Here is an 18,114-nt window from a genome sequence, read left to right as displayed (position 1 = left end):
ACCCGGTCGCCGGCTCCGGGCGGGCGGGGGACAATGGGAAAGACGGACTCCTTCTGGGGTGAATCGGTTGCGTTGGAAGCGTCCCGGCACACCGGCAGTTCGGTGGCACACGTCGTCCCCTGTCGCAATGCGGAGCGTCCGATTCCGTCGTGACCCGCACCTCAGCCCACCACAGGCGTGAGGAAGCTGGAAATGAACAAGCGCACTGCTGTCATTCTGAGTGCACCCGTAATGGCCTGTTCGCTGGCCCTTGGTCCGGCTGTGGCCGCCGCGTCGGCGGCCACACCGTCGGCGCTGCCGGCCGCACAGTGCTTCGTCGAAGCCAAGCCGGGCGACGCGACCAAGTCGATCGTGACCGGCGAAGGCTTCAACAAGGGGACCAAGGTCACCGTCGACCAGACGGACGGTACCGGTGGAGTGCTCGTGACCGTCGGCGAGGACGGAAAGTTCTCCGTCGCCGACCAACCGAACGGGAAGTACACGGCTGCCGGCGGCGGTTTGAACGCCACCTGCCTGGGCGGCCAAGCGGCCCAGGACGCCGTCAACAAGAACGCCGTCGACGCGGCACGCAAGGCCGGGGCCACGGAAGGCTTCACCATCGGCAAGGAGCTGGCCCAGGCCGGCAACTGCGACGCGAAGCCGAAGCCCAAGCCGCTCGCCCAGGGTCTCGTCCCCGACGCGGCCTCCCAGAAGGCGGCGAAGGAAGCGCACGACGCCGCCTTCGACTCCGCCTTCAACGCGGCGATCAAGCGCTACTGCACCGACTAGATCAACACGAAGCGCCCCTCGGACGGCCCGACCCTGCGGACGAGGTCCGGGCAGGTCCGCCCCGGTTCGCAGGGTCACGGTCGGCGGTACGCAGGATCACCGACGATCACCCGACACGCTCCCGGCTCGCACAGGCGAGCGCCTTGCGGATCTCGGTGACGGGGTCGCCCTCGTGGTACGACCGCTCGCTCGTCTCGATGTGGTCCACGAGGTGGAACAGCGGTTCGACCAGCGTCAGCGACCGTTCCGGCGCCGACCCGGGCACCGACTCCCGCCATACGGACCCAGCAGGCCGAAGTACTCGCCACCGTGGGTGAGATGAACGCTGACCGTACGACCGCTGGTCTGTGGCATCCGGGCAATCTCGCGCCTTCGGCCCCGTCCACGCGACCCATTTTCCTCCGCGCCGCCGACGGGACTCGAACGCGACCGCACCGACCGAACGCACCACCACGGCGGGGCGCCGGCGGCGGAGGCGACCGGAGTGCCCCCGCCGCCTCTGCGAGGAACTGCCAAGGGCGCTGAGGAGCGAAGTTGATCATGTTTGCCCAAAGCGGCCAAAGTCTTTGACGCTCGCGCGAACGCAGTGCTCTACTCCCTGCCATGACGACTTCGACCATGCTTGCGCCGGCCCCGATCATCGACGAGACGGTCCGGCTCCTGACCGAACACTACGTCTTCCCCGAAATAGCCCAGGAGCTCGCCGACCTGCTGCGACGACGCCTCGCCGAGGGCAGTTATGACGTGGACGACGCCGAGGAACTCGCCCGGTTGGTCACCACGGATCTGCAGTCCCTCAACGGCGACAAACACCTGAGGCTGAAGCACCACGTCGACCAGGTCCCCCCGAAGCGGGGGGCGGCGAGTCTGGACGCCATGCGCCGGGACTTCGACACCTCGCTGGGCGGTGTGCCCCGGGTGGAGCTGCTCGACGGCGGGGTGGCCGTGGTGGAGCTGGCACCGATGCTGTTCCCCCTGGAGTGGGCGGCCGAACCGCTGGGCGCCGTGCTCACCCTGGCCTCCCGCGCCGCGGCGCTCATCATCGACCTGCGCGCCAACCGGGGCGGCGACCCGGACACGGTCGCCTTCGTCTGCGGCTACCTCCTCGACGAACGCACCCACCTCAACACCATGCACTGGCAGGGGGACCGGCGCAGCGAACAGTCCTGGAGCCCGCCGCACGTGCCCGGCGCGCGCTTCGGTGGCAGCAAGCCGTTGTACGTGCTGTGCAGCGAGAGCACCTTCTCCGCCGCCGAAGAGCTGGCGTACGACCTCCAGCAGTTGGGCCGCGCCGTGGTCGTCGGCGAGCGCACCCGCGGCGGCGCCCATCCGTGCCAGGGCTGGACGGTGCACCCGCACCTGGAAGCCACCGTCCCCGTCGGCCGCGCCGTCAACCCCGTCTCCCACACCAACTGGGAGGGCACGGGCGTGCAGCCGGACGTCCCCTGCGCCGCCGCTGACTCCCTCACCGAGGCCCACGCGCTGGCCCTCGCCCGCCTGGCCGGCTGACCACCGGCGCCGGGTGGCTTGAGCAGGGCCTTCGCACCTCCCTGGGCCCCCGGCGGGTCGGGCCGGCAAGGCGGTGGCGACGGGAGCGTCGCCGGTCAGGTCGCCGTCAGGTCGCGGTCAGGACGAGGACGGCCTGGTCGTCGTCGATCTCCTGGCCGCCGGTGAAGACGCGGAGGGCTCCGATGACGGTCTCGATGGTGTGCTGTGCGCTGGGGTCGCTTCGCATGTCGCTGAGTGCCCCGGCCAGGCGATCGTCCCCGAACAGCTCACCGGCGCCGTTGCGGGCCTCGGTGATGCCGTCGGTGTAGAGCAGCAGGCTTTCGCGGGGGAGCAGGCGCAGACGGTGCGCCGTCACTTCGGGATCAGCGGAGATGCCCAGGAGGGAACCCGGCGCTTCGACGGAGTGCGCCGCGCGGTCGGTGTCGAGATGTATCGGGTGGGTGTGGCCGGCGCGTACCAGTTCGATGTCGAGGCCTTCCCCGGTGGGGGTGAGCTGCCCGTAGACGAGGGTGACGAAGCCCGTGCCGTGGCTGTCGGGCCGCTTGACGAGAGCGCGGTTGATGGCGTGGACGACCGCGCCCGGGCCCGGCAGGAGGGGGGCGACGGCGCGGGCGGTGTGGCGCACCAGGGCGGTGGTGGTGGCGGCGGTGGCGCCGCGCCCGCAGACATCGCCGAGCATGAAGGCCCAGCGCCCGTCGTCGAGCGGGAAGACGTCGTAGAAGTCCCCGCCGATGTCCAGGCCCTCGCCGGCCGGGTGGTAGTAGGTGGCGACGTCGGCGCCGGGTACGGCCGGTACGTCGGGCAGGAGCAGTCCGGCCTGCAGATCCCGGGCCAGGGTGACGCGGTGGGTGTAGTCACGGGCATTGCGGGCGGCCAGGGCCGCACGCCGGGCCAGTTCCTCGGCGAGGGCGACGGTATGCCCGTGGAACGCCTGGTCCCCGCTCGACAGCAGGGTCACGGCGCCGAAGGCCGCGCCCCGGTCCATGAGCGGGACGCACAGGTAGCCGGTGACACCGAGCTCGCGCCACGGACCCGGGCCGGCGGGGGGACGGCGTACGACCTCGCTGGTGCCGGAGGCCAGGACGCGGGCCACGACGTCATCGACGGCCTCACGGGCAGGGACGAAGGCGGACAACAGCTCCTGTTGCCGCTGGGTGGGCGCGGCGCAGGCCAGCCGGCGGACCCGTCCGCCCTCCACGACGTCGACCGCGCACAAGGGAGCCAGCTGCGGTGCGCAGGAGTCGGCCAGGCGCTGCAAGGTCTGGACGGCGTCCAGGTCGGTCGTCAAAACGTTGCTGGCCCGCAGCAGGAAGGCGAGGTCGTCGCGTGCCGCCTTCTCCCGGGCTTCGGCGGCCCGGCGGGCCCGTTCGGCATGATGGCGCTCGATGGCCAGCGCCGCGGTATCGGCGAAGACCCGGGCCAGTGCCAGGTCGGCTTCCTGCGGAGCGCGGGGTTCACGGTGGTACATCGCGAACGTGCCCAGCAGTGATCCGTCGCGGGCCAGGATCGGCGTGGACCAGCAGGCGGCCACGCCCGCCTTCTCGGCGAGGGCGCGGAAGTCGTCCCAGAAGGGGTCGGTGGCGATGTCGGAGACGATCACGCTCTGCCTGCGGTGGGCCGCGGTGCCGCAGGAGCCGACGCCCTCGCCGGTGGCGATCCCGTCGATGGCCCGGTTGTAGAAGTCGGGCAGGCTGGGAGCGGCGCCGTGGCGAAGGTGCCGCCCGTCGGCATCGGCCAGGAGTACGGAAACCAGCACTTCCTCCGGCGTCAGCTCCTCGATGGCGCCGGCCATGCCTTCGAGTACGTCGGGCAGCGGGGCCTGCCGGGCGATCTGTTCCAGCAGGACGCGGTGTTCGGCGGTCAGCCGTTGGGCCTGCTTGACCTGGGTGATCTCCACGCCGATGATCCGCACGCCCATCGTGTTGCCGCCGGGATCCAGTCGCGGCTCGTAGGTGAAGTCGAAGAACGCCTCCCGCGCCTCGACCCCTTCACCCAGCATCACCCGGGCATCGCGGCCGGTGTGGGCCTGCCCGGTGCGGTACACGCGGTCCAGGAGGGCGATGAAGCCCTGGCCGACCAGCTCGGGCATCAACTGCCCCAACGGCACCCCGGTACGGGTGCGGCCGATGCCGCCGATCGCCTCGAAGAACGCGGCGTTCGCCGCCTCCAGCATGTGCGCCGGGCCGGCGAGGGAGGCGAACACGGCCAGTGACTCTCCGAAGAGCGCCCGCAGATCGCTGTCCGATCCGTGCCGACCGCTCGCCTCCGCCGGCGTCCCGGAGCCCTCGGGGAAGTACTGGCTCGCTGCGCCTGTCATGTGTTCGGTCCTCTGCTCGGCAGTGCCCGGACGTGGACGCCGGTCCTGGTGTCCCGCCTGCCCGGGCCTGCGGACAGGGCCTGGGTCACGTCGTCGTACGGAGGGAAGAGCTGGTCCAGGCCGGTCAGTGCGAAGAGCCGGACGACCCGGTCGGGGACGCGGGCGAGCCGAAACGCCCGCCCGCGCGAGGCCAGTTGCTGGTGCAGCCGTACCAATTCACCGATGCCGGAGGAGTCGCAGAACGCCAGGGCCGAACAGTCGGCCACCAGCGGACCGGCCTCCGGCCCACCGGCCAGCTCCTCGTCGCCCGCCTCGCGCAGCTGCACCACGCTGTCGAAGTCGAGGTCGCCGCGCAGCGTGAACACCACCCCCCGGGCGTGCCGCCCGACCTCCACCGTGAACACGCTCAGCTCCCTCGTCCGCAGTCCCGCCACGGATGCTCTCACGGCGCCGGCGCCGCGCCGCTCGCCACCCCAGCCGCCGGCCCGGGCACGGCCGGGCCCCGACGCACGCGCGGTGGTCGGGGCCCCACGGTATGGCGGCAAGTGAAACCCGCCCGGCCGGCTAGCGACGGAAGACGTCCTTGGCCTGCTCGGCGTGCGCCTTGCTCTTCTCCGTGCCCGACATCGCGGACCTCCTCGTGTCGTACCGGTTTGGTCGTGACGCTCTCCTGCTCCTGATCAGCGCCCGCAAACCCATCCACGGCGAGTGCCCGGCCCAGCGATCGGAACCCGGCGGCGACCGGGTGTCCGCCGCGTCCACGCCCGGAGCCGGGGAGGCGAGCGGGGCGTATCCGCTGAACGGGGTGGTCGTTGACGGAGGGGAGTGGGGTCCGGTCACGTGTTCCGGGCTCCGCGCGGACGGCGCTCGCGGAGTCGAACGCTTGCCGTGACCCCTTATCGGCGGTTATGCCAACTGGACGCGGGCACGAGAGGCGTGCCGGGGGTATCGTGCCACCGGCTGACGGACGGAGGGGCTCGGTGGGTCAAGAGGTAGAGGTGGCACCGGACGCCGATGGCGTGCGGCTCATCGTGTGCACAGGCGTGTTCGAGTACGAAACACTCGGCCTCCTCCGCGACGCGGGCGCCGCTGCCGCGGCGGATCCCACCGTCCGACAGATCGCCCTGGACCTCACCGGCGTCACGCACGCCGACTCCTCGATGCTCAGTGAACTGCTCTTCATGCAGCGCACCGGCCGCCTGTACTTGGTGGGCCACGTCCCGCAGGCGCTCGATCGACTGTTCGATCTCACTGGTGTCAGGGAACTGTTCCCCCTCATCGGTCAGGGCGTCGTCGCCCGCGCGGTGTAGTCGGCGCGCACGCCCGGGGCCGTTCCGCCCGGGGCGGGTCCCCTGCGGAACGGCCCTTGGACCGGATCGATCACTGCACGTCGTCCCTCTGTGTCGGGGGTCAGGACCAGCCCAGCTCGGTGTAGACGCGGCCGGCCCGGATGCCTTCGATGGCGGCAGCGGTGTAGGGGACCACCGGCTCAGGAAGTCGTTCCGGGTCGAACCAGCCCCAGGACGTGCAGCGGTCCGGCTCGCGGAACTCGGGCGTTCCCACCCATCGCCGGGCGCGAAGGACCAGCCCCATCCGTGGTGTGGCTCCGGGCGCGTCGACCATGTGCACCACGTGGACCAGCTCCACGTCGCCCGGGTCGATCAGCAGCCCGGCTTCCTCCTCCGCCTCCCGTACCAGGCAGCTCACCGCCGACTCCTGCTCGCAGTGACCCGCGAGGAAGTGATGGGTGGAGGCGGCGAACGCGGAGTCGGGGTGGCGGAGCCCGAGGAGGACCCTGCCGTCGTCGCGCCGCAGGTAGAGGTGCACGCCGACGATGTGCGGAACGCTGCCGCTGCCTGCCCGCGACCGGGACCGTTGCGCCGCCCCCGCCCCCGCCGCTGGATCGAGGTGGGTACCGCAGCTCGCTACGGCCGCATGCCGGCGTACGAGTTCGCGCGTGGACGGGGGCATTCTGAGGCGGGGCATCGTCTCGGGTCGGAACCACGCGACCATGACCCCTTCACGGAGGTCGAGGCCGGCCGGGTCACCGGTCCACCGACCGGAGAAGACCTGGACCGGCACGGTCATGCCGTTGGTCCCGGTGGCGTGTTCCACGGCGACGGGCTCCAGTACCGACAGGGCGAGTCCGACCTCCTCCCACAGCTCACGGCGGGCCGTTGCCTCCAGCGAGACGTCGCCGGGCTCGCGGCCACCGCCCAGCAGCGCCCAGGAGCCCGGCTCCCAGATTCCGGGAACGTCGTCGCGCAGGTGCAGGAGGTAGCGGCCCCGGCCGTCGTGGACCATCGTGACGGCGTTCACCGCCTCGATCCTGCCGTCGAGACCGGAGGCGACGAGCTTGCCGCGCAGGGCCGGCGCGGTCACGTCGCCGAAGGGGCGCCAGTGCGCCCCGGAGACTTCCTCGCGCAGCGGCAGGAGGTCGGCGGCGCCGCCGACCAGGCCGAACACGAACCGGAAGTCGTAGTGCCGACGAGCCGGCTCTCCCAGGGCCGGATCGGCGTCGCTGTCGTGGATGTGGATGTCGATGGGCTCGTGCCCGTACTCGACCGTGGCGCACAGTGCGGCGGGCGGGATCCCGGCTTCCTCGTACACCCGGCGCAACGCCGTGTCGAGGAGGGTCACGTCGTCCTGTTCGACATGTCCACCGGGTACGGGGGCTTGGCCGCCGGCCCGGTGACCGATGTGCAGGGCACGCCTGACGCGGTCGATGACGACCGCGCTGCAAGTGACGTGGACCGCCGGTGCGGTCCGGCCAACGGCCGGACCGTCAACTTCCAGCGCCCTTGTCAGCGAAGCCAGTTGATCCGCTTCTGCGGGGTGTCGCACCAGGTAGGCGCTGACCAGGTCACGGATGTGGGAAGTGGAGGGCGGCAAAGTGATCTCCCGAGGAGGCGGGTGTACGGGTTGTCAGCGGGTGGCGCCATCGCGCCCGCATCCGCGGCACGACGTCCCCTCCGCATCGGCGGGCGCCGATTCAGCGCGCGGACCCGGGAGTGTGTCGGCGAACGCTGCGGCCTGGATCCGGTAGGCGTCCCGGAACTCGCCCGTGCCGGTGTTCTCGTCCATGAGCTCGGAGAACGTCCCGGACTCGGCGAGCCGACCGTCCTTCATGACGTGGATGACGTCCGCGTGACGCACGGAGTGCAGGCGGTGGGTGATCAGCACGACGGTCTGGCCGGCTGCGGCAAGTGCCCGGATCTGGTCGAAGACCCGCTGCTCAGCCGCCGCGTCGAGGGCGCTCGTCGGCTCGTCGACCACCAGGATCCCGGCGCGTTTGTACCAGGCGCGGGCGATCCCGATCAGCTGCCATTCACCGCCCGATGCCTCCTGTCCGCCCTTGTAGCCGCGCCCGAGCAGCGTTCCGAGGTCCCGGCGCAGGCCGGCGATGAAGCGATCGGCGCCGGAGAAGACCGCGGCCTCGCGTACGGTCCGGTCGTCGATGGGGACCGTGGGACGTCCGATGCCGATGTTGACCCGCACCGTGAACGGCCAGCGGAAGAAGGCCTGTGACATCAGGCCGACTCGCGCGAAGATCTGCCGGCGGTCGGCCTTGGCGGCATCGACACCGTCCCACCAGATCGTGCCGCCGCCCCCGTCGGGCAGATGGAGGCCGGCCAAGAGCTTGACCAGCGTGGACTTGCCCGAGCCGTTCGCGCCGACCAGGGCGATGACCTTGCCCATCGGGAACGACAGGGACACCTCCCTGAGCGTCGGCTCCGGAACCTCGTCCGCGCTGCCCGGGTAGGTGAACGTGACCTTCTCGAAACGGACTTCGGTCACCCGCTCCGGAAGGTCCTCGCCGGTCTCCGGGATCGCCCGGGCCTTGGCCTCCCCGCACAGGCGCTCGAAGTCGGCGACGAAGAGCGACTCCTGATGCAGGTCGGCCATCTGCACTACGAGACTGTCCAGGCTGGAGGATCCTGTACGAATGGCGAGGACAGCGGTGCCTGCCACCGCGAGGTCCATGCGCCCGCTCCACAGGAACAGGCCCAGCACGCCGTACGTGAGGAGGGTCGCGACGCCGGATGCCCCGTCGGCGACCAGCCCGATCTTGGCGGCGCTGCGCGCCAGGCGGGTCTGTTCGCGTTCGCTGGTCTCGGCCATCTGGTGGAAGTGACCGAGGAGGAACGGGCCGACCTCGTGCACCCGGACCTCCGCGGCGGCCTCCCGCTGGGTCAGCAACTGTCCCAGCAGATGTCCGGCCCGGGCGTGCTGGACGTAGGTGTGGAAGGAGATGTAGCGCTGTTTGGAGATCGTCAGCGACCTCCAGGCACTCGGCAGGGTCATCAGGACGAGCAGGGGGAACAGCCCGGCGTGGAGCACGGTCAGGACACCTGCCGCCGCGACCAGGGAGATGGCCGAGTTCATCGTGTTCGTGCAGTAACGGATCATCCGCCGGGCGGAGTCGGCTCCGTATCGGGCGGCGTCCAGCAGCCGGTGGAACTCGTCGTCCTCTATGGCCGCGAGCTCCACCCGGTGCACCAGCCCCAGATATTGCTCGGTCGCGACCCTTTGCACCTTCGGTTCCAGCTCGCCGATCGCGGCCGTGGACGCGGAGCCGAGCAGCGACCCCAGCAGGGCCACGACCGCGACGACCGCGAGCGCCGGAAGCGCGCTGGTCAGACGCGCCTTCGTGACCCCGTCGGCCAGGATGTGGCTCAAGGCACTGTTGACCGCGACCAGCCCGGCCGCCTGCGTGATCCCCCGTCCGAGCTCGGCGGTGAGAACCACCCGAAGCGCCCGGGCGTCGGCGAGGCGAGCGAGCCTCAGCCCGGTGGCGACCATCCTGGGTAAGCCCTTGGCCATGGTCCACAGGCTGAGCTTGAGCCAGGCGCCCTCGTGCCGGTCCCATCCGATGTCGTACGCCAGTTCCCCACCGAACAGCAACCGTTCCGAATCCGACACCGTCGAGGCGCCCTCGTCGAGGCCCTCCCGCCGGCTCATGCCCCGCACTCCGGCTCCACCATGGATGAGTCGCGGCGGACCCCAAGGAGGCCGGCGCGACCTTCGAAGAACGGGTTCCGGCCGCAGCTGGCGGTACTCGAATGTTCGAATCCGGACGGTTGCTTTCCGACTGTGCCCTTGGCGTCCACGGCATCCTCCAACTGGGTGGCGAGTTGGCACTGGTGCTCTAGAAACGCTTCAGGACCGAGGCCGTAACGGCCACGAATGAGTGAATACATCGAATCGATGTGCGAACAAGGTGTGTCGGGCGGTATCGGCTGAGGACCGCGTCGGCATGACCGAAGTGACGACCGCGACCGAAGTGACGACCGCGATCAGCCCCCCGTCACCGCCGAACGGTTCTACGCGCCTACGACGCTGTCGGTCACCGCGACCTGGGTGCCGCGCAACCGGCGGCGCTTGACGAGCAGCACAGCGGTGCGGGTCAGGATCATGGCCAGGGCCATGAACACGAAGGTGTTCGAGTAGACGTCCTGTCCGCTCAGCTCGTTCTCGATGCTGAACCGGATGATGCCCTGGGGGAACCAGTGCTCGGAACCGTAGGCGAACACCACGCGGGACGCGGACATCAAGGTCCAGACGATCGCATAGGCGATACCACCCCTGGTGTAGACGTCGCCGTCGGAGCCTCGGTGGGCGGGCAGCAGCATCGCGGCGATCAGGCCGCAGACGACTCCCGCACCGATACCGGCCAGCTGGAGCCAGGGGTCGTTTCCGTTCAGGGGGAGCGTGCGGACGAAGAGCGCGATCACGATCGCGATCGCGATGATCGAGCGCAGCAGCCTCATGTTGGTGATCCGGCGCGTACCCAGGTCGGTGGACAGGATGATGATCAGGATCACCCCGCTGGCGATCAATGCGGTCAGGAACGGGCTCATGGGACAACCCCTCGTTTCGATGAGTACGGGGGCGCTTGGCGGCTCGCCCGGATCTTCCCCTCCCACGCTAGGCAGCGGGAGAGCTGGACCTGGACAACCGACCGATGGACCGACTGTCCATCAACAGGTGGACACGAGCGATCGCCGGGTCCGGCGTCGGGGAACCGCAGAGTGCCGCCGAGGGCGCTCGGGCACCCGTGTCACCCGACATCGCCGGTCCGCCGGCGGGAGACCTCCACCCGCTGCGGTCACTCGTTCGGGCCCGGGCGCCTGCGGCCGCCCGTACCAGCGGCCAGGCTGGAGCGGTCAGTGTTCCCGGTAGGGCACCCGTGTCCGTCTCGACCGGGGGTGGCGAGCGGATGAGAGGACTGTGGCATGGCGAAGGCGTATCTGGTGGGCAGCGGCATCGCATCGCTGTCGGCGGCGGCGTTCCTGATCCGTGAGGGGAACTTCACCGGGCCCGACATCCTGATCCTGGAGGAGCAGGGTCGCGACGGCGGCAGCCTGGACGCGGCCGGATCGCCGGAGACCGGGTACACGATGCGCGGCGGGCGCATGTTCGAGATCCACTTCGAGTGCACGTACGACCTGCTCACCTCGATTCCCTCGCTGGACGATCCGTCGAAGTCGGTCACCTCGGACACCTTCGCCTTTCACGAGGACTTCGCCTGGGACGACCACGCCCGGCTCGTCGACGCCACCGGCAAGGTCGTTGCCGCGCACTCCATGGGCTTCACCGAGCGGGATCGGTTGGAACTGATCAAGTGCTCGGCGACCCCGGAGAGCCGTCTGGACGGCAAACGGATCACCGACTGCTTCAGCGAGGGGTTTTTCACCACGAACTTCTGGTGGATGTGGTGCACCACCTTCGCGTTCGAGCCCTGGCACAGCGCGATCGAATTCCGCCGGTACCTGAACCGGTTCATCCACCTGTTCAAGACCTTCGACTCGATGTCGGGGATCTACCGCACCCGCTTCAACCAGTACGACTCGATCGTGCGGCCCCTGGTGAAATGGCTCACCGACCAGGGCGTCACCATCCAGCTCGACACCCGCGTCACCGACCTCGCCCTGGCCGACGGCGACGGGTTGACCGTCACCGCCCTCACCTGGGTCCGGAACGGCAAGGCCGAGACGCTTCCGGTGAGCGGGGACGACCTGGTGATGGTCACCAACGGTTCCATGACCGCCGGTTCCACACTCGGCTCCACCGACAGCGCCGCACCTCTGGACACCTCCGACTCCAGCGGTGCCTGGCAACTGTGGCAGTCCCTCGCCGACAAGCGCCCCGGCCTGGGAAATCCCCGCGTCTTCAACTCCTCCATCGCCGAATCCACTTGGGCGTCGTTCACGGTCACGACGAAGGACCCGACGTTCTTCGAGCTCATGGAGAAGTTCTCCGGCAGCGAGGCCGGCAAGGGCGGGCTGATCACGTTCAAGGACTCCAGTTGGCTGCTCACCATCGTCCTCAACCACCAGCCCCACTTCCGCGACCAGCCCGAGGACACGTACGTGTGGTGGGGCTACGCCCTCTTCCCCGACAACAGCGGCGACCACGTGACCAAGCCGATGCGTGAGTGCACCGGTAGGGAGATCCTCGACGAGGTTCTGCACCACCTGCCCTTCGACGCCGACGCCACCTCCGTGATGTTGGACCGTTCCACCGTCATTCCGGCCCTGATGCCGTACATCACCAGCCAGTTCCTGGTCCGCAAGGCCGGCGACCGGCCGCAGGTGGTTCCCGAGGGGTCCACCAACCTCGCCTTCATCGGCCAGTACGCGGAGGTCCCCGACGACGTCGTCTTCACCGTCGAGTACTCCGTACGCACCGCCTGGACCGCGGTCGCCCGGCTCCTGGACCTCGACAAGCAGCCCCCGCCCGTCTACCAGGGCCGCCACGACCCGAAGGTGCTCGTCGAAGCCCTCGCCACCATGCACCGCCACTGACCCCGCCCCCACCCGGTGACCTTCACGGCGCCGGCCAACACCGGCCGGGGGGCCACGCCACGCCCGTCCCGGACCTCGCCCCGCCGTGCTGCCCGGCCCTGGTGGTGCTTGTCACCCGTGCGGACCGGCGCCGAGGACGCTGACGGGTTCGGGCGTGTCATCCCCACCGGGCGAGGTGCGGGGCGTTGGATCAGGCAAGACCCACGCCAAGCCCCAGTTCGCCCGGAGGCTCCATGTCGAAAAGCGGTGCGCCCCGCACCGACGCTCCGCGTGACGTCCCGGCGCGGGCGTCGCTCGTTCTGGCGTCCCTGATCACCGTTGCGTCGGTGGCCAACCTGAACCTGTCCGTGGCCAACGTGGCGCTGCCCGCGATCGGGAAGGCCTTCGACTCCTCGCAGACCGCGCTGAACCTGATCGCCGTGGGGTACTCCCTCGGCCTGGCCGCATCGGTGCTCTACCTGGGTGCCGTCGGCGACCGGCACGGGCGCAAGCTGTTGCTGCTCCTCGGCACGGCCCTGTCCATCCCCGCCTGCCTGCTCGCCGCGTTCGCACCGAACGACACCGTTCTCGCCGCGGCCCGGATCCTCGGCGGGCTCTCGGCCGGCATGGCCTACCCGACCACGCTGGCGCTGATCACCGCACTCTGGACGGGACCGGCGCGAACGAAGGCGATCGCCCTGTGGTCGGCCCTGGGCGGCGGCATCTCCATGCTCGGGCCGGTGATCGCGGGCGCGCTGCTCGAACGCTTCCACTGGGGGTCGGTCTTCCTGGTCACCCTGCCACTCGCCGTGGTCGCGCTGGTCATGGCCCTGCTGTTCGTCCCCGCACACGCCAACGAGTCGGCCGAACCGGTGGACGACCTCGGTGGCATCCTGTCCGTCCTCCTGGTCGCGGGCCTGGTGCTGGCGATCAATTTCGCCGCCGTCCCCCGCCAAGGGGCGTCGGTCGTGGGCCTCGTCGTGATCGCCCTGACCGCCGGAGCGGCGTTCTTCCGGCGTCAGCGCCGGGCTCCCAACCCGTTGTACGACCTCCACATCGCCGGCCGGCGCACGTTCTGGGTCGCCGCGTGCGCGGGAATCATCGTGTACGGCTCGATGATGGGATCGGCGTTCATCAGCCAGCAGTACCTGCAGAACGTGCTCGGGTACAGCCCCGTCGAGGCCGGCGCCGCCATCCTGCCCCTCGTCGTGATGATCGTGCTCGTGGCGCCGCGGTCCGCGAAGCTGATCGAGACGCGCGGCGCCCGCACGACCCTGCTGATCGGCTACGGGTCCCTCTTCCTGGCCTTCGCCTGGATGTTGCTGTTCTGGGGCGAGCACAGCAGCTACTGGCACATCGGCCTCGCCTACGTGCTCATCGGCACCGGCTCCGGCTTCGCCGGGACGCCCGCATCCCACTCGCTCACCGGATCGGTGCCCGTACGACGGGCAGGCATGGCCTCGGGGACCGCCGACCTGCAACGGGATCTCGGCGGGGCCATCATGCAGTCCATCATGGGCGTGCTCCTCACCGCCGGCTACGCCTCGGCCTTCAGCGCCGCGGTCGCCGCCTCCCCGGAGAGCAAGCAGGTGTCGGACCAGGTCCGGAGCGAGCTGACGAAGTCGTTCGCCTCCGCCGGTGAGGTCGCCCGACAGCACCCCCAGTACGCCGACCAGATCGTCGCGGCAGCGCGCCGGTCGTTCCTCCACGGCGACGACTGGGCGTACGCCGTCGGCCTGGCGGCGATCGCGATGGGCGCGCTACTGGTCTTCCTCATGTTCCCGCACCGGGAAGCCGAGCGGGAACTCCTGCGGCGCTACGAGACCGAGGACTCCACCGCCGCCCGTGCCGAGCCGAGAGCCTGAAAGGTCGGCCGGCCGCCGGGTGTCCCCTCACAGGGGGCGCGGGCCGGGACGGAGCGGCCGCACCCAGAGGCACGTCGGCCCTCCGGATGGTTGCGACAGCGGGGGACGCGGGGAGTGACGGCCCGTTCAGCCAGCCACTTCGTGTCCTCAGTGGAGGCCCCCGGGCTCGCCTGCCCGGCGCCCCCGCTCGCCGGAGGGCGCGGGGGCGTCTCCGTAGGTGTAGGCGGAGCGGACGTGGCCGTCCTGGGCGTGGACGATGACCTGCGCGGGGGCGTGTGCGAGCGCGTGGCGCCGTGCCGAGTCGATCGCGTCCTTCTGCGTCCGGTGCGGCTCGTGCAGAAGACGACGTCCTTCCCGGCCTTCGACCTGCCACTTCACGCCGGCTGCCGCCGCCCGCTCCCCGGACGGTGAGACGTGGTAGACGGTCTGTCTCGCTGCCATGGTCCCTCTCCTCGCCTCGCCGGTCCGGCGGGCGTCGCGACCGCCTTTCGGCACACCAAGGCCGTTCGCGGTCACCCCCGTGGCCGGGGCCGGCAGCGGTCGTCCGGAGCCGTACCACCGCCGTACGCCCATTGTCCCACCGCGCCCGGTGGGACGGCCCACGTCATGGAGACGGGCGGAACAACACTCCCGAGGCGGGTGACCATGGCCAGGGCGGGCAGGCGCAAGATGCTCGGGACCCACGAACAAGGGACACCTCATGTCCAGGACACCGAAACCGTCCCAGCCGGCGCACGGCGAGGGGCCCAGCCGCCACCCGGGTACCGAACAACACGGTTGGTCACCGGATGTCGACAGCACGCACACGCAGGAAAACCCGAGCGCGCACCGCTCCTTCCACCCGGAGAAGTACGCCCCGAAGCCCGGCCCGGGCAGGACCGTCTCGAAGGAGGAGACGAAGGGCACCGGTGCGAAGACCGGCGAGAGCAGCGGCCGCCGTGGCGAGGACCTCGCCAAGAAGGGTGACGACGGCATGCACGACCTCGGGCCCAAGGGCCGCTCCGGCCGCCCCAGCGGCACCCGGGACGCCTCCGCCGTCACGGGTGTGGACCCGCAGGACGCGTCCGACGAATCCGGCTCGCACTGAACGGCCCCGTGAAGGTGCTGCACACGCGACCGGCGGGCGGCCACCCGCCGGTCGGTCGTAGACCTCAGTTGACGCCCTGTCGGACCAGTAGGCGTGCCGGCATGCTGTGGGTCATGGACACGCATGAAGGGCACAATGCCGTGGCGGTCATCACGGCCTGGGGCGAGTACGACGCGGACACGGTGGGACCGCTCGAATCCCGGTTGGCCGCGGCCGCCGCGACCCACCGCACCGTGGTCCTCGACACCGGTGCCATGACCTTCGGCGATTCCTCGTTCCTCAATCTCCTCCTCAAGATGCACCGCATCACCCAACTACGCATCGCGGCCCCCCAACCGCAGCTCCAGCGGCTCCTGCGGTTGACGGGCGCGGACCAGGTCCTCGACGTGCGGTCCACTCTGGAAGACGCGTCCAGGCCCTGAGCGCGCGCGAGCGTCCCACCCGGCGCCGCCCTCGCGCGGCCTGTCAGGTACCGGGCAGGATGTCGTCCGGGTACGGCAAAACGGGCCGGGGCGGCAACCGTACGGTTGCCGCCCCGGCCCGGACGCTCGCGTGATCCCCGCGAGATGCCCGTCAGGCGTCGTGCGGCCGGCCGTAGTAGCCGCCGACCTGGCGGTGGTAGTCCTCGTTGCCGAGGTGGATGTCCTTGTCGAACTCGGGAGCCGTCTTGATCTGCTCCTTGGTCCGGTCGACGTAGATCTTCTGCTCGTCCGTGTCGACGCGGCTGACCGTGCCGGCGGGGAGGAGGACTTCCTTGCCGAAGATCCAGGGCCCGGTGTCGACCACGATGTAGGCGGAGCCCATGTCCTCGGAGTGCTTGTCGACCTTGCCGATGGCGCCGTCCGTGGCCTCGACCTTGTAACCCGTCAGATCGGCACCGGCCAGGTGGCCGGCGGTTTCGCGGTAGCCCCACACGTTCTCAGTCATACAAATTACCCCTTCATTGATTTTCAGTGCCGATCTTCCGGGTCGACGTTCTGATGCCCTCGAAACTCGGGCACCGTCAAGACTCCGGAAGTGCGGCACCGTCAAGAACTCGACTGCCCTCGCCAGTCCTCTCCATGCTCCACGTATCGGGCTTCTGGATCGGAAGACCCTGGGGAGATACTTCTTGAACGGGAGAGCGGGTGGCTGCCGATCCGTCGGACGTAGCCGGTTCCCGACCGTGCCGTGACATGACTGTGGGCCCCTCTCGGCGAGAGGGGCCCACAACGGGCCGTTTGAGCCCGCCTACCAGCGGTACCAGCGGCCGCTACCTCCCTTGGGGCGGGCGACGAAGCCGACCAGCCACAGCACCAGGACGGCGATGGCGACCCACCAGAGGATCTTCACCGCGAATCCGGCACCGAAGAGAATCAGGGCGAGCAGAAGAACGAGAAGCAGGGGAACCATAGTTATTACCTCCGAGACGCCTTCCGTCCGGCACCTGCCAAACCATGCGCGCGAAACTTACCTGTTTCTTATCGGCGCAGGCGGGAAGCCGAGCTCCTCGCTGGCTGAGGGGCTCGGCTCACCGGATCGCTGGTTCTCCCGTTTCAAGTTCCTGTTCGGGGACAGGCGAGTGGAGGCAAGGCGAGTTCCTATGACGAGGAGTGATGGTTGTGTCGGCTGACGAGAAGACCCAGGCGAAGACCGAGCAGGCCAAGGGCAAGGTCAAGGAGACCGCGGGCCGCGTGGTCGGCAACGAGAGCCTCACCGCCGAGGGCCGTGCCGATCAGGCAAAGGGCGACGCCCGCCAGGCCAAGGAGAACGTGAAGGACGCCTTCAAGCGCTGACGCCACAGCCTGGCAACTGCCGGGCGTGGGGGGGGGGGGCCCCCCCCCCGGGGGGGGGGCCCCCCCCCCCCACGCCCGGCCTCCGGTCGTCTCCCCGGACGGCCACTACGAGGACTCCCGCTGGAGTTCAGTGGCCCAGTCCGAATCCATACGCCATCAGCTCGACAACGGGGTGCGCGGCCTGAGCCTGGACACCCACTGGTACGAGCGCAGTAAGTGGCTCTGCGTCATCAGCTTCGGCAGCGACTGCTACCCCAGTGACGTCCACCTCTGCCACGGCGAGTGCAAGACCTTCGCCGGGGTCACCTACGCTCTGCCCAGGCAGTCCTTCCAGGGCAGCATGCAAACCGTGGTGGAGTTCCTGGAGGCGAACCCCCAGGAAGTGGTGAGCATCTTCCTTGAGGACTACGTCAGCGCCCAACAATTGGGGAACTCGCTCGGCCGGGTACGCGGCCTCGATCAGCTGCTCTTCCGCCCCGACGCGTGGAACGTGCGCCAGCAGGGCTGGCCGAGGATGACCGACCTCGTTGGCTCCGGGAAGCGCCTGTTGATCTTCAGCGACGAGCCCGACCGTGAGCACCTGGGCGTCATGTACGACAAGGCCTGGACCGTCAGCAACTTTTGGAGCCTCGGCGACCTGGGCAACGACGTCTCCTGCGTCAGCCGATGGTCCGACGTACCGCTGGACCGTCAGGAACCGGGCTTCCGAAGGCTCTTCACCATGAGCCATCAAAGGAACGTGCCCACGGTGATCAACGCCGTACTCGACAACGGGACCAAACTGCGGGACCGCATCAGCGAACGATGCCGTCCGGCGGCCGGTGGACGCGACCCGAACTTCGTCTCGGTCGACTTCCACAAGCTGTCCGACGGCAGCGGCCACACGCCGGCGTCGATCGTCGCCGAACTCAACGCCCGGAACTGAGACCTGCCGGCCGTCGTCCCCAGCGGCCGGGGGCGTCGGACCGCTCGCCGCCGTAGCGCCGACGCCCGCTGTCAACGTCCT

At 69.9% G+C, this 18,114-nt stretch carries 18 protein-coding genes; 9 read left to right on the top strand and 9 right to left on the bottom strand.

Annotation, left to right across the window (positions count from 1 at the left end; genetic code table 11):
* Nucleotides 1-192 precede the first annotated feature (192 nt).
* Nucleotides 193-768 (top strand): hypothetical protein, encoded by a 576-nt coding sequence (locus tag ACZ4XJ_RS00360; RefSeq protein WP_362881259.1) that lies wholly within the window; start codon nucleotides 193-195, stop codon nucleotides 766-768.
* Between the two features lie 106 nt (nucleotides 769-874).
* Here ACZ4XJ_RS00360 and ACZ4XJ_RS00355 read toward each other — a convergent pair whose 3' ends face one another.
* Complete coding sequence (locus ACZ4XJ_RS00355; protein WP_468494755.1) at nucleotides 875-1,033, bottom strand: hypothetical protein; 159 nt, start codon at nucleotides 1,031-1,033, stop codon at nucleotides 875-877.
* 338 nt (nucleotides 1,034-1,371) lie between these two features.
* Here ACZ4XJ_RS00355 and ACZ4XJ_RS00350 point away from each other — a divergent pair, with 338 nt between their 5' ends.
* Nucleotides 1,372-2,277, top strand: coding sequence for a S41 family peptidase (locus tag ACZ4XJ_RS00350; RefSeq protein WP_362881256.1), 906 nt, complete (start codon nucleotides 1,372-1,374; stop codon nucleotides 2,275-2,277).
* 106 nt (nucleotides 2,278-2,383) lie between these two features.
* Here the strand turns inward: ACZ4XJ_RS00350 and ACZ4XJ_RS00345 are convergent, their stop codons facing one another.
* Both ACZ4XJ_RS00345 and ACZ4XJ_RS00340 read right to left on the bottom strand, forming a co-directional pair.
* Nucleotides 2,384-4,594, bottom strand: a complete 2,211-nt coding sequence (locus tag ACZ4XJ_RS00345; protein ID WP_468494754.1) for a GAF domain-containing SpoIIE family protein phosphatase — start codon at nucleotides 4,592-4,594, stop codon at nucleotides 2,384-2,386.
* Nucleotides 4,591-4,998, bottom strand: coding sequence for an STAS domain-containing protein (locus ACZ4XJ_RS00340; RefSeq protein WP_468494753.1), 408 nt, complete (start codon nucleotides 4,996-4,998; stop codon nucleotides 4,591-4,593). The genes ACZ4XJ_RS00345 and ACZ4XJ_RS00340 overlap by 4 nt, the downstream gene beginning before the upstream one ends.
* Before the next feature lie 576 nt (nucleotides 4,999-5,574).
* Between ACZ4XJ_RS00340 and ACZ4XJ_RS00335 the strand changes: the two genes are divergently transcribed.
* Nucleotides 5,575-5,904: an STAS domain-containing protein gene (locus tag ACZ4XJ_RS00335; RefSeq protein ID WP_468494752.1), complete on the top strand. Its 330-nt coding sequence runs from the start codon at nucleotides 5,575-5,577 to the stop codon at nucleotides 5,902-5,904.
* A 100-nt stretch (nucleotides 5,905-6,004) separates the two neighbouring features.
* Here ACZ4XJ_RS00335 and ACZ4XJ_RS00330 read toward each other — a convergent pair whose 3' ends face one another.
* The 3 genes from ACZ4XJ_RS00330 to ACZ4XJ_RS00320 form a co-directional block, all read right to left on the bottom strand.
* Nucleotides 6,005-7,438 (bottom strand): NUDIX hydrolase, encoded by a 1,434-nt coding sequence (locus tag ACZ4XJ_RS00330; RefSeq protein WP_468495426.1) that lies wholly within the window; start codon nucleotides 7,436-7,438, stop codon nucleotides 6,005-6,007.
* Nucleotides 7,439-7,519: 81 nt separating this feature from the next.
* Complete coding sequence (locus ACZ4XJ_RS00325; protein ID WP_468494751.1) at nucleotides 7,520-9,556, bottom strand: ABC transporter ATP-binding protein; 2,037 nt, start codon at nucleotides 9,554-9,556, stop codon at nucleotides 7,520-7,522.
* A 362-nt stretch (nucleotides 9,557-9,918) separates the two neighbouring features.
* Nucleotides 9,919-10,455, bottom strand: a complete 537-nt coding sequence (locus ACZ4XJ_RS00320) for a hypothetical protein (RefSeq protein ID WP_362881247.1) — start codon at nucleotides 10,453-10,455, stop codon at nucleotides 9,919-9,921.
* A gap of 375 nt (nucleotides 10,456-10,830) precedes the next feature.
* On the opposite strand from ACZ4XJ_RS00320, the gene ACZ4XJ_RS00315 reads away from it, so the two are divergent.
* Nucleotides 10,831-12,402: an oleate hydratase gene (locus ACZ4XJ_RS00315; RefSeq protein ID WP_468494750.1), complete on the top strand. Its 1,572-nt coding sequence runs from the start codon at nucleotides 10,831-10,833 to the stop codon at nucleotides 12,400-12,402.
* Nucleotides 12,403-12,635: 233 nt separating this feature from the next.
* Nucleotides 12,636-14,246: an MFS transporter gene (locus ACZ4XJ_RS00310; protein ID WP_468494749.1), complete on the top strand. Its 1,611-nt coding sequence runs from the start codon at nucleotides 12,636-12,638 to the stop codon at nucleotides 14,244-14,246.
* Between the two features lie 147 nt (nucleotides 14,247-14,393).
* Here the strand turns inward: ACZ4XJ_RS00310 and ACZ4XJ_RS00305 are convergent, their stop codons facing one another.
* The gene (locus tag ACZ4XJ_RS00305; RefSeq protein WP_362881240.1) at nucleotides 14,394-14,687 is read right to left on the bottom strand and encodes a DUF2188 domain-containing protein; all 294 of its coding nucleotides are present in this window, start codon (nucleotides 14,685-14,687) and stop codon (nucleotides 14,394-14,396) included.
* Between the two features lie 259 nt (nucleotides 14,688-14,946).
* Between ACZ4XJ_RS00305 and ACZ4XJ_RS00300 the strand changes: the two genes are divergently transcribed.
* Nucleotides 14,947-15,333: a hypothetical protein gene (locus ACZ4XJ_RS00300; RefSeq protein WP_362881238.1), complete on the top strand. Its 387-nt coding sequence runs from the start codon at nucleotides 14,947-14,949 to the stop codon at nucleotides 15,331-15,333.
* 113 nt (nucleotides 15,334-15,446) lie between these two features.
* Entirely contained in the window at nucleotides 15,447-15,755 is a 309-nt protein-coding gene (locus ACZ4XJ_RS00295; RefSeq protein WP_362881237.1) for an STAS domain-containing protein, read from the top strand.
* A 151-nt stretch (nucleotides 15,756-15,906) separates the two neighbouring features.
* Here the strand turns inward: ACZ4XJ_RS00295 and ACZ4XJ_RS00290 are convergent, their stop codons facing one another.
* Both ACZ4XJ_RS00290 and ACZ4XJ_RS00285 read right to left on the bottom strand, forming a co-directional pair.
* Nucleotides 15,907-16,260 (bottom strand): PRC-barrel domain-containing protein, encoded by a 354-nt coding sequence (locus ACZ4XJ_RS00290; protein ID WP_468494748.1) that lies wholly within the window; start codon nucleotides 16,258-16,260, stop codon nucleotides 15,907-15,909.
* Between the two features lie 303 nt (nucleotides 16,261-16,563).
* Complete coding sequence (locus tag ACZ4XJ_RS00285; RefSeq protein ID WP_053676175.1) at nucleotides 16,564-16,725, bottom strand: hypothetical protein; 162 nt, start codon at nucleotides 16,723-16,725, stop codon at nucleotides 16,564-16,566.
* A 209-nt stretch (nucleotides 16,726-16,934) separates the two neighbouring features.
* On the opposite strand from ACZ4XJ_RS00285, the gene ACZ4XJ_RS00280 reads away from it, so the two are divergent.
* Together ACZ4XJ_RS00280 and ACZ4XJ_RS00275 are read left to right on the top strand one after the other, a co-directional pair.
* Complete coding sequence (locus ACZ4XJ_RS00280; RefSeq protein WP_362884759.1) at nucleotides 16,935-17,108, top strand: CsbD family protein; 174 nt, start codon at nucleotides 16,935-16,937, stop codon at nucleotides 17,106-17,108.
* A gap of 130 nt (nucleotides 17,109-17,238) precedes the next feature.
* Complete coding sequence (locus tag ACZ4XJ_RS00275) at nucleotides 17,239-18,033, top strand: PI-PLC domain-containing protein (protein ID WP_468494747.1); 795 nt, start codon at nucleotides 17,239-17,241, stop codon at nucleotides 18,031-18,033.
* Nucleotides 18,034-18,114: the final 81 nt, after the last annotated feature.

The organism is Streptomyces sp. NPDC029836 (assembly GCF_055574495.1).
This window is presented reverse-complemented; position numbering and strand designations above follow the sequence as displayed.

What these genes read in the sequence shown, in the direction of transcription:
- ACZ4XJ_RS00360 (WP_362881259.1), top strand. Translation starts at nt 193, where the DNA reads ATGAACAAGCGCACTGCTGTCATTCTGAGTGCACCCGTAATGGCCTGT.
- ACZ4XJ_RS00350 (WP_362881256.1), top strand. Translation starts at nt 1,372, where the DNA reads ATGACGACTTCGACCATGCTTGCGCCGGCCCCGATCATCGACGAGACG.
- ACZ4XJ_RS00345 (WP_468494754.1), bottom strand. Translation starts at nt 4,594, where the DNA reads ATGACAGGCGCAGCGAGCCAGTACTTCCCCGAGGGCTCCGGGACGCCG.
- ACZ4XJ_RS00325 (WP_468494751.1), bottom strand. Translation starts at nt 9,556, where the DNA reads ATGAGCCGGCGGGAGGGCCTCGACGAGGGCGCCTCGACGGTGTCGGAT.
- ACZ4XJ_RS00320 (WP_362881247.1), bottom strand. Translation starts at nt 10,455, where the DNA reads ATGAGCCCGTTCCTGACCGCATTGATCGCCAGCGGGGTGATCCTGATC.
- ACZ4XJ_RS00315 (WP_468494750.1), top strand. Translation starts at nt 10,831, where the DNA reads ATGGCGAAGGCGTATCTGGTGGGCAGCGGCATCGCATCGCTGTCGGCG.
- ACZ4XJ_RS00310 (WP_468494749.1), top strand. Translation starts at nt 12,636, where the DNA reads ATGTCGAAAAGCGGTGCGCCCCGCACCGACGCTCCGCGTGACGTCCCG.
- ACZ4XJ_RS00305 (WP_362881240.1), bottom strand. Translation starts at nt 14,687, where the DNA reads ATGGCAGCGAGACAGACCGTCTACCACGTCTCACCGTCCGGGGAGCGG.
- ACZ4XJ_RS00300 (WP_362881238.1), top strand. Translation starts at nt 14,947, where the DNA reads ATGTCCAGGACACCGAAACCGTCCCAGCCGGCGCACGGCGAGGGGCCC.
- ACZ4XJ_RS00295 (WP_362881237.1), top strand. Translation starts at nt 15,447, where the DNA reads ATGGACACGCATGAAGGGCACAATGCCGTGGCGGTCATCACGGCCTGG.
- ACZ4XJ_RS00290 (WP_468494748.1), bottom strand. Translation starts at nt 16,260, where the DNA reads ATGACTGAGAACGTGTGGGGCTACCGCGAAACCGCCGGCCACCTGGCC.
- ACZ4XJ_RS00285 (WP_053676175.1), bottom strand. Translation starts at nt 16,725, where the DNA reads ATGGTTCCCCTGCTTCTCGTTCTTCTGCTCGCCCTGATTCTCTTCGGT.